Source organism: Nocardioides sp. NPDC054178 (genome assembly GCF_055585005.1).
In genome coordinates this window covers 595,746-608,954 of sequence record NZ_JBVJKY010000003.1, presented here as the reverse complement: position 1 = coordinate 608,954, position 13,209 = coordinate 595,746, and the positions used below count along the sequence as shown (strand labels likewise).

The window sequence follows — 13,209 nt, the reverse complement described above, 5'->3', positions numbered from 1 at the left end:
AGCGGCGTCGGCGTTCGGCGCCTCGTCACTAGAGTGAGGCCACATGCGCGACGAGGCCATGCGGATCCCCGCCTTCGTCCGCTACTGGACCGCCTCCACGACAGGGGCGTTCGGCACCGCCGTCTCGACGGTCGCGATCCAGGTCCTCGTCGTCCAGGTGCTGGTCGCTACGCCCGCAGAGGTGGGCGTCGTCAATGCCGCCAGAGTCCTGCCGTACGCCTTCCTGGGAGTCTTCGCCGGCGTCCTGGTCGACCGGGTGCGGCGTAAGCCGCTGCTGGTCTGGTCGAACGCGGCGCAGGCGGTGGCGCTGCTCGCCATCCCGGGGCTGTGGCTGGTCGACGCGCTCTCGCTCTCGGCGGTGACCGTGGTGCTCTTCGTCGTCGGCGCGCTGTCGGTCCTCGAGATCGCCGCTCGACAGTCCTTCCTTCCGCGCCTGGTCCCGAGGACAACACTGCTCTCGGCCAACGCCCGCATCGACCAGGGCGACACCGTTGCGATGACCTCCGGACCGGCGCTGGGCGGTGGGATGGTCGCCGTGATCGGGGCGCCGTTCACCGTTCTCGCCGATGCGCTCACCTGTGCGGTCGGGGCGGTGTTGAACGCGCGTCTGCGGGTGGACGAGCCGTCGCTGCCGCGCAGGCCGAGCACACCAGCCGACGTGGTGGGTGACATCGCCGACGGCATCCGTTTCGTCTACCGCCATCGGACCGTCGCCCCGCACGCGATCTCCACCCACATCTGGTTCGTGGGCAATGCCGTGGCGGTAACGGCCTTCGCTCCGTTCGCGCTTCGCGAGATGGGGCTCGGCGCGGTGGCGTACGGCGTCGTGCTCGCGTTCACCGGCGTCGGTGGCCTGCTGGGGGCACTCGTCGCGGTGAGTGCCGGTCGCCGTCTCGGAGCGGGCTACGCGATGCTGCTCGGCGTCGTGGTCGCGCCGGTGGCCTGGGGCTTCACTGCGTTGGCACCACCCACGGTGTTCGGCGTCGTCCTGCTCGGTGCCGCTCAGGTGATCGCGGGCTTCGGGATGGGGATCGAGAACGCCAACTCGCTGGGATATCGGCAGTCCGTGACCCCGGACGGCATGCAGGGCCGGATGAACGCGACCATCCGGTCCGCCAACCGCACCTGCGCCGTGATCGGCGCCCTGGCGGGCGGGCTGATCGCCCAGGCCCTAGGGCTCCGCCCGGCGCTGTGGGTGGCGGTCGTCCTGTTCGTCGTGGCCGCCATCGTCGTCTTCGGAACCCCGCTGCGCACCGCCCGCCACGATTCGGATCTCGACTGAGGGCTTGTCTTCGAGCGCACTCGAAGCCATAGCGTCTGAGGTATGGATCTTGGACTCCACTACTTCACGTTCACCCACCCCGAGTGGGAGACCACGCTCGCCGACAAGCTGACCGAGACGGCCCGGATCGCAGACGAGGGTGGCGTCGACCTGCTCACCGTCATGGACCACTGGTTCCAGATGGAGCAGGCCGGCGGCCCCTTCGAACCGATGCTCGAGGGCTACACCACGCTGGGCTACCTGGCCGGGATCACCGACAACGTACGCCTCAGCCTGCTCGTCACCGGGGTGACCTACCGCCACCCGGGTCTGCTCGCCAAGATCGTCACCACCCTCGACCGGCTCTCCGGCGGCCGTGCGCTGCTGGGTATCGGTGCCGCGTGGTACGAGCGCGAGCACCGGGGCCTGGGTGTGCCCTACCCGCCGACCGCCGAGCGGTTCGAGCGCCTGGAGGAGACCCTCGAGATCTGCCGCCAGATGTGGTCGGACAACGACGGCGCCTACGAGGGCAAGCACTACCAGCTCGCCGAGACGATCTCGCTGCCGCAGCCGGTCGACGGCACGGTCCCGGTCCTGATCGGCGGGGGAGGCGAGAAGAAGACCCTCCGCCTGGTCGCCAAGTACGGCCAGGGCACCAACCTCTTCGGCGCCCCCGGCGCGGAGGCGGTCGAGACCGTCCGGCACAAGCTCGAGGTGCTCCGGGGTCACTGCGACGACCTCGGCACCGACTACGACGCGATCGAGAAGACCATGCTCTTCCAGGGTCCCTCGGTCGAGGACCCGGACGCGTTCCTGAAATCGATGGAGGAGTACGCAGCTCTCGGCATCACGCTCGTCGGGCTGATGCCCACGCCGTACGTCGACCCGGTGCCGTGGACCACCTCGCTCGTCGACCTGGTGCCGCGATTGAAGGAGATCTGAGCCCCACCGTGCGCGGCACGCCGTGTTTTCGTTTGATTAGGTATCGAATGGGTCGGCTACCTAGTATTTCCGAGTCTTGCGTCTCAATTCTCGGGGAGTGCGTGCGTGAGGATCCGGAAGAGCGTCTCGGCGCTGAGCATCACTACCTCGGTGGCGATCGTCGGTGCCGTTCTCGGCAGCTCGATGAGCCCTGCCACCGCGGCGGCCACGTCGCTGAACCCGATGAGCGTCAACGGTGGCTTCACGATCGTCACGACCGCCGACGCCACCCTCGGCAACTCTGAGCTGGAAGGGTCGGTGGCCGTTGGCGGTGACGTACGTTTCCCCAACGGCACCTACCCGATCATCCACACCTCGGGCCTGACGCCTCCGGACTATGACATCCCGGTCATCGACGGGGATCCCACCCGCCTGCTGACCGGCGGCACCTTCGTCCCCGGCGACAACGGCGAGGTCACCGTCGACTCCCGTGGCTACGTCGATGCCGCCCAGCGGGGGTTCGTCAAGATCGGCGACCTCGCCGACCTGCAGGTCACCGAGCGCGGCGCCGGCGCGGTCTGGATCGCCGACGGCCCCTCCGGCACCCAGCAGGGCATCTACGACCCCAACCAGCCCTACAACGGTGGCGAGCCCGGCTCCCGTGTCGGTGCTCCGGGGGCGTACGACGCCTACTTCGCCGGCCTGGAGATCTCTTCCGACGAGGCCACCGAGTGCCTGGCCGGCCTCACCCCTGTCGAGAGCGACCAGGTGCACGTGAGCACGCTCGCGCCGGGCGGCAACGCCGCCGAGATGACCGTCGACATCGAGGCGGGCAAGACCAACGTCCTCGAGATCCCGTACGCCCAGCTCAGCACCTTCAGCGTGCTGCGCACCACCGGTGCGCCGCTCGCGGCCGACACCCCGCTGGTCGTCCGCGTCGTCGGTGCTCCCGACGGTGCCACGATCGACCTGCCGCAGTTCGCCGGCACCGAGAGCCCCAGCGCCGACCAGCCCAACCCGATCGCGCCGTACGTCCTCTACGACTTCTCGTCCTACCCCGAGGGCACCGCGCTCACCATCGGTGGCGACACCCTGGTCTCGGGCTCCGTCTACGCCCCCGGCCTCGACCTGACCGTCGACGTCGGCACCCCCGTCGAGGGCCAGATCTTCACCGACACCCTCACCACCGGCGGCGGCGAGATCCACCACTACCTGTTCCTCGGCGACGTGGACTGCGGCTCCACGGTCGAGCCGACCCCGACCGAGTCTCCGTCCGAGTCGCCGACTGAATCCCCGTCCGAGTCGCCAACAGAATCGCCCTCGGAATCGCCGTCCGAGTCCCCGTCGGAGACTCCCTCCGAGTCCCCGAGCGAGACGCCCTCGGAGTCGCCGTCGGAGACTCCCTCCGAGTCCCCGAGCGAAGCCGTCCCTTCGACACCGGGACCGTCACCGGAGACGACGCCGAGCGGTGCGACGCTTCCCGACACCGGTGGTCCGTTCAGCGTGCCCGTGGTGATGAGCGGCGTCGCGTTGCTGGCTCTCGGCCTGCTGCTGATGCTGCACGCCCGCCGCGAGCGCAGCTGACCGCGGTCACGCGCGGCGCAGCGTCGCGGCGATGACCGCGCGGGTCTCGGCAGGGTCGATGACGTCGTCGATCTCGAACATCCGGGCGGCGTTGAGGGCGCTGGCCTGCTTGCGGTACTCCTCGGTGAGCACGGCGACGCGCTCCTCCCGCTCGGCCTCCGGCATCTCGGCGAGCTCGGCGGCCAGGGAGAGGCGTACCGCACCCTCCAGACCCATCGGGCCGAGGTGGGCGTCGGGCCAGGCGACGGTGAGCAGCGGGCGATGGGTGCTGCCGCCGAGCATCGCCTGTGCGCCGAGCCCGTAGCCGCGGCGCAGGATCACCCCGACCAGCGGGGTCGAGAGCTGGGCACCGGCGACGACCATCCGCGAGGCGTGCCGGACCAGGCCGCCGCGTTCGGCCTCGGGGCCGACCATGAACCCCGGGGTGTCGACCAGCGAGACCACCGGGAGGCCCCAGCGTTCGCAGAGCGCGAGGAAGTCGGCGGCCTTGAGGGACGCGTCGCTGGTGAGCGCTCCGGCGAGATGCGTCGACTGGTTGGCGATCACCCCGACCGCGATCCCGTCGATCCGCGCCAGCGCGGTCACCAGCTCGGGGGCATACGCCTCGCGGAGCCAGGTGACCGAGTCGATGTCGGCGAGCGCCTCGACCACCGGTCGTACGTCGAAGGCCTCGCGGTCGTTGCGGGGGAGGAGCGTCCGCAGGTCGGCCTGGTCGAGGGCCTCGCCGCCCTCGGCGGCCGGCTCGAGGTAGGAGAGGATGGTACGTACGGCCTCGACGGCGCCCGCCTCGTCCTCGACGAGCAGGTCGATGACGCCGTTGGCGGTCTGGTCCTTGACCGGACCGATCTCCTCGGGCGCGAAGCTCCCGAGCCCGCCTCCCGCGATCATCGCCGGCCCGGCCATCCCGAGGTTGGCGTCCGGGGTGGCGATGCGGAGATCCGCACAGCCGGCGAGGACCGCGTTGCCGGCGAAGCAACGTCCGGAGACCACGGCGATCCGCGGCACCATGCCCTCCAGCTCTCCCCAGAGCGCGAACGAACCGACATCGAGCGCGGAGACCAGTGGGATGTCCGTGTCGCCGGGACGGCCGCCGCCGCCCTCGGTGAAGAAGACGGCCGGCAGCCGCATCCGCCCGATGACCTCGATCAGCCGGTCGGACTTGCGATGCCCGCGCATGCCCTGCGTGCCGGCCATCACCAGGTAGTCGTAGGACAGCACCGCGCAGGGCGTGCCGGCGACGGTCGCCGTCCCGCCGATGATGCCGTCGGCGGGCGTCTCGACGACGAGGTCGGCCAGGTCACGGCGCCGTTCCTGGGCCGCGGTGATGAACCTCCCGTACTCGACGAACGAGCCGGGATCGACCAGGTCGGCGATGTTCTCCCGGGCCGTACGCCGCCCCTTGGCGTGCCAGCGGGCGACCTTGTCGGATCGCGCCGCGTCCGTGGTCAGGAAGCGGCGCGCGTGCAGCTCGGTCAGTCCGGTGGCGGGTGCGTCGTCGGTCACGGAGCACATGGTGCCACGTACGTTCGAGGCGTCAGGGGGTGACGATCGCGAACTCGGGATCGGGTGCCTCCAGGACCTCCAGCAGCTGCTGGAGCACACCGACGTCGCCGGTGTGCTCGATCCCGTCGAGCCGCCGCGCGCCGAGCAGCCCGGCGAGCTGGGGACGGGTGAGCCTCAGGGTGAGGCCGGCTGCCGGGTCCGGGGCGCCGTCGCGCCGGTGCACGAGCACACCGTTGTGCAGCCGGGCGTGCCACCAGCCTCCCTCGGAGGTGTCGTCGTGGTCGAGCAGATGCCAGTCGATGCGAAGGTCGAGGTCCCACGCCCTGGGCCCGTCGACCCGGATGGCGAGGGAGTCCAGCAGCTGGGAGACCGAGAGTGCGGCGAGCAGACCACGGCCGCCGCCGCGCGGGGCCGCCTTCGGTCCGTCGACGAGCTCTCGGGCGCCGGTCAGGTAGATGTTGCGCCAGGTGGCGTTCTCCGCCCCCTGCCCGAGCCTGGTGTACGCCGCCGCCAGGAGCTCACGGGCCGACTGCTCGCCCGGATAGGCGAAGACGACGTGGTTGAGCAGCGTCACCGCGAACCGCAGGTCATCGGTCTCCCCGGTCGCGACGATCTCGCGGGCCCGGGCCACCGCGGCACCGGCGCCGCCGAGCAGCCGCACCCAGCGGGTCGCCTCCTCCCGGGGCGGCAGCTCCCACAGGTGCGCCGGGTTGGCGTCGTACCAGCCCAGATAGCGCTGGTAGATCCCCTTCACGTTGTGGCTCAGGGACCCGTAGTAGCCGCGCGTCGACGGCTGCGCGTCGAGCACCGGCGGCAGGACCAGCTCCTCGGCGATCTCCTTCGGCGTCAGGCCGCGGTTGATGAGACGTACGGTCTGGTCGTGCAGGTAGGCGTAGACGTCGCGCTGCCCGGCGAGGAAGGCCTCGATCCGCTCGGCACCCCAGGTCGGCCAGTGATGGGTCGCGAACGCCACGTCGACCCGGGAGCCGAAGAGCGAGATCGCCTCGGTCAGGTAGCGCGCCCACAGCCGGGCGTCGCGCACCTCGGCGCCACGCAGGGTGACGATGTTGTGCAGGGAGTGGACGGCGTTCTCGGCCAGGAGCAGCGCCCGCCGCCCGGGGAGGTAGATGTTCATCTCCGCCGGTGCCTCGCTGCCCGGCGTCAGCTGGAACTCCATCTCGACCCCGTCGACGACGCGCGTCTCTCCGGTGCGGGTGATGGAGTCCGTCGGCGCGGCCAGCCCGATGGTGCCGGACGCGAGCCGCGGACCGAGGCCACAGCCGACGTGTCCCTCCGGCGCGATGGGCAGCATGCTGCCGTACATGAAGCCCGAGCGTCGGCCCATCGCCGGACCGACGTAGACGTTCTCCGAGACCGCGTGCTCCAAGAACCCCTCCGGCGCCAGGACGGGTACGTCACCAGCGGCCGCCGCGAGCACGGCGGCGATCCCGCCGAAGTGATCGGCGTGCGGGTGGGTGAGCACCACCCCCGTCACCGGCCGGTCCCCGCGATGCTCGCGATAGAGCCCGAGGGCGGCGGCCGCGGTCTCGGCCGTGGTGAGGGTGTCGATGACGACGATCCCGCGCTCGCCCTCGATGATCGTGAGGTTGGCGAGGTCGAGGCCACGGACCTGGTAGATGCCGTCGGTCACCTCGAAGAGGCCCTGCAGCGAGGTGAGCCGGCTGTGCTGCCACAGCCCGGGATGGACGGTGGCCGGGGCCGCGGAGTCGAGGAACGCGTCGGCGTCCGCATCGAAGGCGACGCTGCCGTCGGCCCTGGCCACGACGCCGGGCTTCAGCGCGGCGACGAACCCGCGGTGGGCGTCGGCCGCTTCCTGATCGAAGTCGGTCATCATGCCCCCAGCGACTTAACGAGATCGCGGATGACGCCGTTGCGCTGGATCTCGGAGGAGCCGGTCAGCACTCGGAACATCCGCAGCCGCCGCCAGATCACCTCGATCTCCGCGCCCCGGACCATCCCGGCCTTGCCGTGCAGCTGCAGCGCCGCGTCCGCGATCTCGAAGGACCGCTCGGCCACGAACAGCTTGCACATGAACGACTCGATCCGCGGGCGTTTCCCGGCATCGAGGTCGGCCAGGGCGTCGTAGGTCATCGACCGAGCGGCGTAGTAGTCGGTGGCCATGTCGGCGAGCCGGTGCTGGATCGCCTGCTTCTCCAGCAGCAGCCCGTCGAAGACGGTGCGGTGCGCCGCGAAGTCGAGGGCCAGCGCGAGCGCCCGGCGGGCAGCGCCGAGCGCGGTCGGGCAGTGCAGGAGCCGGTTGGCGGTCACCCGGCCGAGCGCGATCCGAAGCCCCTGGCCGACCTCGCCGAGCAGGTTCTCCTGTGGCACGAAGCAGTCCTCGAGCACGACGTCGCTCTCGATGTTCTGCCCCGAGAGCGGCAGCTCTCCGGGCAGCACCCGGCAGCCGGGGGAGTCCAGGTCGACGAAGAACGCGGCGTACGACTCCTCCTCGCCTGCCATGCGCGCCACCAGGATCGCGAAGTCGGCGAAGGTGCCGCCGGTGCTGAACACCTTGCGCCCGCTGACCAGGAAGCCGCCCGGTGTGGGGGTCGCGGTGGTCCGCATCCGGCGTACGTCGGAGCCGGCGTCGTCCTCGGTCATCGAGAAGCAGCAGGCGCGCTCACCACGGACGACCGGCATCAGGTACTTCTCGATCTGATGTTCGCTCGCGTGTTCGAAGATCGCGCCGACGCGGAGCGGTCCACCCATGTCGCCGAGCACGCTGGTGGCGAGCTGGCGGCCGGAGGCGCCGATCTCCTCCTTGAGCGCGGCCAGCTCGGTGAAGCTCAGGCCCTGCCCGCCGAGCGACTCGGGCAGGTGGATGCCGTAGAAGCCGAGCTCGCGGCTGCGTTGCCAGACCGGTTCCAGCATCGAGCGGTCCAGCGGCGTCTCCGGGCCCAGGCCGAGGCCGCGCTCGTAGTCGGCGAGCTCGCCCTCGAGGTAGTCGCGCAGCCGGGTGACCAGCTCGTCCAGGCGCGGGTTGTCGGGGTAGGACGGGGTGAGGGAGAAGGTCATCTCAGCCGACCTTCCGCTCGGTGCCCGCCCAGTCGCGCTCGCGCAGCGCCCGCCGGTCGATCTTGCCGTTGCGGTTGAGCGGGAGCGCGTCGGCGAACTCGATGATCCGCGGCACCTTCACCCCCGAGAGACGGGTGCGGCAGAAGTCGCGCAGCTCCTCCTCGGTGATGGTCTCGGTCGCGCCGGGGGTGAGGCAGACGTACGCCTTCACCGTCTCGCCCCACTTCTCGCTGGGCACGCCGACGACGCAGGCCTCGCTGACCGCCGGGTGCTCGTAGAGGACGGCCTCGACCTCGGAGCAGTAGACGTTGTAGCCGCCGGAGATGATCATGTCCTTCTTCCGGTCCACGATGAAGACGAACCCGTCCTCCCGGATCCGACCGAGATCCCCGGTGTGCACCCAGCCGTCGCGGAAGGTCTCGGCCGTGGCCTCGGGTGCGTGGAAGTACTCCCGGACACAGTCCGGGCCGCGCGCGACGATCTCGCCGATCTCGCCGGCCGGCAGCGGGCGGTGGTCGTCGTCGATCACGATCACCTCGGTGTCGTAGACCGGACGCCCGCAGGAGAGCAGCAGCTCCGGGTCCGACTCGATGCCGCGCACGACGTCCTCGGAGCTGAGGAAGGTGATCGCGCTGGTGGTCTCACCCTGTCCGTAGCCCTGGTTGACCACCGGGCCGAACGCCTCGACGGCCTCGCGCAGCCGCACCGGGCTGACCGGGGCACCACCGACGGTGAGGCTCTGCAGCGCGGACAGGTCGCGATCGCGCAGCGTCGGTGAGGCGAGGACGAGGTTGAGCATGACCGGCACGACGAAGGTGTGGGTCACCCGCTCTCGCTCCAGCGTGTCGAGGTAGGCCTCGACCTCGAAGGCCGGCAGCACGACCACGGCCGCGCCGCGGAAGAAGCAGCCGAGGATCACCATGCCGCTGGCGTGGGTGATCGGGCCGGGGGCGAGGTAGACGGCCTCGGCGGAGAGTGAACCGTAGGGATTCATCGCCAGCTTGCGCATGTTGGCCAGCCGGTTGCCGACGGTCTGGACCGCCGCCTTCAGCGTGCCGGTGGATCCGGAGGTGAAGTTGAGGACGGCCGGTGCGTCCTCGTCGACGTCGACGGCGACCGGGTCGGCGGAGCCTTCGGCGAGCAGGGCGTCGTACGCCGTCGTGCCGGTGTCCGCGGTCGCGCCGTTGTCGAGGTCGACCACGAGGCAGTCCAGGCTGTGGGCGTCGACGATCTTGCGGACCAGCTCGAGGTGGGCGCCGCCGGTGAAGACGATCCTCACGGCGGCGTCGAGAAGCACGTGCTCGACCTCGGCGGCCGCCAGCCGGGCGCTGATCGGGACCCGGAGCGCACCCGCCTTGCAGATCGCCATCTCCGCGACCACCAGCTCGCCACGGTTGGTGGCGAGGGTGGCGACGGGTGTGCCGGGGGCACAGCCGCGGGCGATGAGGGCGGCCGCGAGCCGGTTGGTGTCGTCCTCGAGCTGGCGGTAGGTCCATCGGTCGGTGCCGGAGACCAGGGCGGTGGCGTCGGGGGTGAAGGTCGCGGTGCGGGTGAGATAGCTGCCGAGATTCACGGATGCCCTCCTGGTTGTCGGGGTCGCTGCTGTGAGCGCGGTCACCCGAGATAATAGACAGAGTGTCCAGAAACAGTCCAGCCGTTCGGGAAAGTGCTACAACAGTGCGCATGACGGTGGTAGAGGACCGGCGCAGCCGGCGAACGCGAGGAGCGCTCCGTGATGCGCTCGTCTCCCTGGTGCTCGAGCGTGGCTACGCCGCGGTGACGGTGGAGGACATCGTTGCCGCGGCCGATGTGGGCAGGGCGACCTTCTACACGCACTTCAAGGACAAGGAGGCGCTCTATGACCACGTGGTCTCCTCGGTGCTCCTGGACCTGAAGGAGCGGCTGGCCGAGGTGCTGGCTCCGGAGGATGCCGGATTCACCGGGGAGCCGGTGGCCGAGGTCTTCCGGCATGCGACCGAGCAGCCCGACGCGTACCGGATGATCCTGCGGGGCGAGGGAGACGGCCGCGGTCTACGGGCGTTCGAGGACGCCTGGAGCGCCACCGCCTTCGAGATCTTCACGGCCCGGGTCAAGGCCAATGCCGTGCGCCCGCGGGTCGATCTCCAGGTGCTGGCCCGCGCCTGGGTCGGCGAGCAGATGGCGGTCCTGCTGTGGTGGCTCGATGCTCCCGACCCCCGGCCGGCGACCGACCAGGTCGTCGAGACGCTCGTCGAGCTCTCGCGTCGGGGTCGCTTCTGGGCGACGGGATTCGACCCGGACGGGAGCTGATCGGACACGGTGTCTTGTGTGGCGCGGGTCACTGAGTTTACAGTCGGACGCGACGACCGTTACTAGACGCTCTGTCTAACATCTTGAAGGGCGGATCTCCCGTGTCCTACCGCACCCTGCTCACCGAGTACCCAGTCGGAGCACGCCGTCGCGTGCTGCTGGCTGTCGTCGTGCTCGCCCTGTTCATCTCGGCATTCGAGGGCCAGCTCGCTCCCGTTCTGCCGTTGCTGCTCGACGACCTCGGGATGTCGCTCAAGACGTACGGCCTCATCACGGCCGCGTCGCTGGTCTTCGGCGCGCTCGCCGGCTACCTCGGCGGCGAGCTCGCCGACCGCGTCGGCCGGGTGAGGATCCTGGTCCCGTTCATGTTCCTCTCTGCCGCCGCCTGCCTGTTCATGGCGACCGCGGACTCGGTGGGTCACTTCGCGCTCGCCAGGATCGCGCTCGCCTTCGTCGAGGGCGTCGCCGTCGCCGGCACCCAGCCGCTGATCCGCGACTTCACGCCGCGGATGGGTCGAGCGCAGGCGTTCGCGTTCTGGAGCTGGGGCTCGGTCGGTGCCAACTTCTTCGCCGCCGCCGTGGCCTCGGCGACGCTGGGCGTCTTCGGCAACCAGTGGCGCTCCCAGCTGTTCATCATGGCCGGGGCCGCTCTGGTCGGAGCCGTCGTGATCGCCCTGACCCTGCGCGACCTCGCCCCGGAGGTCCGGCGCGCCGTACGCGTCACCGAGCGCGACTCCCACACCGTCGAGGTGCCGCCGGGCGGGAAGGGCCTGGGTCTCCTTCTCGCGCGCCGTGCCTTCTGGACCCATGTGCTGGCGATGTCGTTCCTCTATGTCCTGCTGGCCACCATGAACGCCTACGCCCAGACGATGCTCGTCCAGCAGTTCGGGGTCTCGGTGCGCGCCGCCTCGGCGATGACGATGGCGTTCTGGCTGAGCAACCTCGCGTTGAGCCTGGTCTTCGCCCGCCTCTCCGACCGTACGCAGCGACGCAAGGCCTTCATGGTCGGCGGCGGCATCGCCGCGGCGATCTTCCTCGGCGCCTTCCTGGTGCTCATGGGCCGGGGGAGCGAGGCCTCCTCGAGCGCGGTGGTCGTCCTGTTCATCGGCATCGGTGTCGCCCTGGCCGCGACCTTCGGGCCGTGGATGGCGAGCTTCTCCGAGCATGTCGAGGAGGTGCACCCCGACATCCAGGGTCGCGCCTTCGGGCTCAACCACCTGCTCAACCGCACCTTCATCCTGGCCACGGTGCTCTTCGCGCCGCGCGTGGTCGAGGCGACCGGCGGCTGGGAGCGCTGGATGACGATCGCCTGGGTGGCGACGGTGCTCTTCGCGGTCACCGCGGCGCTCGTCCCCGGCGTCACCGGTCGCCACTTCCGGACCGACGCGGACGCCGAGGCCGTCGCGCAGCCTGCGTCGTGAGCCCCGCGCCCCGCGGCCGGGTCGACAGCTGGCTCTACAGCGAGACCGAGGAGCCCGACGTCAGGTTCACCCTGGCGAACGAGCGTACGTTCCTCGCCTGGATCCGCACTTCGCTGGCGTTCCTCGCGGTCGCCGTCGCCGTCGACACCCTGAAGGTCGGCGGCGGCACGGCGCTGGCCGTGCTCGCTCCGCTCAGCCTCGCACTCCTCGCGGCCGGCTGCGCGGCCTGGTCCTGGTGGAGCTGGGTGCGCAGCGAGCGCGCGATCCGCCGCAGCGCCGCCCTCCCGACCCGCCGGGCACCGCTTCCCCTGGTGTTCGGCGTGCTCGGCTCGGTCGCGCTCGTCTCGCTGGCACTGCTGGTGTGAGCGGGGGAGACCCGGGGCTGCAGCCCGAGCGGACCGAGCTCGCCTGGCGGCGTACGCATCTCGCCCTGGTGGTCGCCGCCCTCGTCGTGGTCCGACACCCGCTGGCGGGCGATCACCTGGGCCTGCGGGTCGGCTCGGCGGCGCTGGTCGCCGCGCTGGCCGTGGTCTTGCTCGTCGGACGCCGCCGCGTGGGGGTGACCGCGGTCGTCACCGGAGCTCTCGCGGTGATCGAGATGCTCGGGATCGTCCCTTGAATTCGTCGCCACGTAGGCGTAAGCATGATTACATGCTTACAAACGAGTTGCGCGGGTGGTTCAGCGGACGGCTGCCCGATGGTGTGTACGACGAGATCGTCGATGTGGTGGTCGACCGCGAGGAGATCACCGTCGTCGGACGGATCAAGGAGCCGAAGACCGCCGAGGGCGCTTCGGACGAAGAGCGAGCAGCAGCCAACGAGGGTCGGGCGAGCGAGTTTCGCGAGCGCACCCGCGAGGACCGGATGGCCGTCGCGCGGCAGGCGGAGCGACGGTTCGACCGGAAGGTCTCCTGGGGCGTGGAGGTCGGGGGAGAGCGGCACATGTTCACCACCGTCTCCGCGCCGGTGATGACCCGACTGCGTCAGCCCGAGCGTGCGGTCCTCGATCTGCTCGTCTCCGGCGGTGTCGCCCGGAGCCGCAGCGATGCGCTCGGCTGGTGCGTCAAGCTCGTCCAGCAGCACTCGAGCGAGTGGCTCGCCGAGCTCCAGCAGTCGCTGGTCAACGTCGAGCGCGTGCGTGCGAACGGCCCCGACAAGAGCTGAGGCTGCCGGCCGTCCACGCTCGGCGTCGGC

General features: G+C 70.6%; 12 protein-coding genes. 8 read left to right on the top strand and 4 right to left on the bottom strand.

What is annotated here, in order from left to right:
* Positions 1 to 43: 43 nt before the first annotated feature.
* The 3 genes from ACZ6WN_RS15550 (at position 44) to ACZ6WN_RS15540 (ending at position 3,766) form a co-directional block, all read left to right on the top strand.
* Complete coding sequence (locus tag ACZ6WN_RS15550; RefSeq protein WP_465865739.1) at positions 44 to 1,282, top strand: MFS transporter; 1,239 nt, start codon at positions 44 to 46, stop codon at positions 1,280 to 1,282.
* Positions 1,283 to 1,324: 42 nt separating this feature from the next.
* Positions 1,325 to 2,203 carry an LLM class F420-dependent oxidoreductase gene (locus ACZ6WN_RS15545; protein ID WP_465865738.1) on the top strand — a complete coding sequence of 293 codons (879 nt, stop codon included), beginning with the start codon at positions 1,325 to 1,327 and terminating at the stop codon, positions 2,201 to 2,203.
* 105 nt (positions 2,204 to 2,308) lie between these two features.
* Positions 2,309 to 3,766 (top strand): collagen-binding domain-containing protein, encoded by a 1,458-nt coding sequence (locus ACZ6WN_RS15540; protein WP_465865737.1) that lies wholly within the window; start codon positions 2,309 to 2,311, stop codon positions 3,764 to 3,766.
* 6 nt (positions 3,767 to 3,772) lie between these two features.
* On the opposite strand, the gene ACZ6WN_RS15535 is transcribed toward ACZ6WN_RS15540, so the two are convergent.
* From ACZ6WN_RS15535 to ACZ6WN_RS15520, 4 genes are read right to left on the bottom strand one after another with little or no spacing between them, the layout of a single operon-like run.
* Entirely contained in the window at positions 3,773 to 5,269 is a 1,497-nt protein-coding gene (locus ACZ6WN_RS15535; RefSeq protein WP_465865736.1) for an acyl-CoA carboxylase subunit beta, read from the bottom strand.
* Positions 5,270 to 5,300: 31 nt separating this feature from the next.
* Positions 5,301 to 7,121: an alkyl/aryl-sulfatase gene (locus ACZ6WN_RS15530; RefSeq protein WP_465865735.1), complete on the bottom strand. Its 1,821-nt coding sequence runs from the start codon at positions 7,119 to 7,121 to the stop codon at positions 5,301 to 5,303.
* Entirely contained in the window at positions 7,121 to 8,305 is a 1,185-nt protein-coding gene (locus ACZ6WN_RS15525; RefSeq protein WP_465865734.1) for an acyl-CoA dehydrogenase family protein, read from the bottom strand. Before ACZ6WN_RS15525 ends, ACZ6WN_RS15530 begins: the two co-directional genes overlap by 1 nt.
* Before the next feature lies 1 nt (position 8,306).
* The gene (locus ACZ6WN_RS15520; protein ID WP_465865733.1) at positions 8,307 to 9,878 is read right to left on the bottom strand and encodes a class I adenylate-forming enzyme family protein; all 1,572 of its coding nucleotides are present in this window, start codon (positions 9,876 to 9,878) and stop codon (positions 8,307 to 8,309) included.
* A gap of 110 nt (positions 9,879 to 9,988) precedes the next feature.
* On the opposite strand from ACZ6WN_RS15520, the gene ACZ6WN_RS15515 reads away from it, so the two are divergent.
* The 5 genes from ACZ6WN_RS15515 to ACZ6WN_RS15495 all read left to right on the top strand — a co-directional run bounded on the left by ACZ6WN_RS15515 (position 9,989) and on the right by ACZ6WN_RS15495 (position 13,179).
* Positions 9,989 to 10,594, top strand: coding sequence for a TetR/AcrR family transcriptional regulator (locus ACZ6WN_RS15515; protein WP_465865732.1), 606 nt, complete (start codon positions 9,989 to 9,991; stop codon positions 10,592 to 10,594).
* 101 nt (positions 10,595 to 10,695) lie between these two features.
* On the top strand, positions 10,696 to 12,015 hold the full coding sequence (locus ACZ6WN_RS15510) for an MFS transporter (protein WP_465865731.1): 1,320 nt from the start codon (positions 10,696 to 10,698) through the stop codon (positions 12,013 to 12,015).
* A complete protein-coding gene (locus ACZ6WN_RS15505) occupies positions 12,012 to 12,380 on the top strand; it encodes a YidH family protein (RefSeq protein WP_465865729.1) in 369 nt (122 codons plus the stop codon). Before ACZ6WN_RS15510 ends, ACZ6WN_RS15505 begins: the two co-directional genes overlap by 4 nt.
* Positions 12,377 to 12,634, top strand: a complete 258-nt coding sequence (locus ACZ6WN_RS15500) for a DUF202 domain-containing protein (protein ID WP_465865727.1) — start codon at positions 12,377 to 12,379, stop codon at positions 12,632 to 12,634. The genes ACZ6WN_RS15505 and ACZ6WN_RS15500 overlap by 4 nt, the downstream gene beginning before the upstream one ends.
* Before the next feature lie 32 nt (positions 12,635 to 12,666).
* Positions 12,667 to 13,179, top strand: a complete 513-nt coding sequence (locus tag ACZ6WN_RS15495; RefSeq protein ID WP_465865726.1) for a hypothetical protein — start codon at positions 12,667 to 12,669, stop codon at positions 13,177 to 13,179.
* The last annotated feature ends 30 nt before the right edge of the window (positions 13,180 to 13,209 follow it).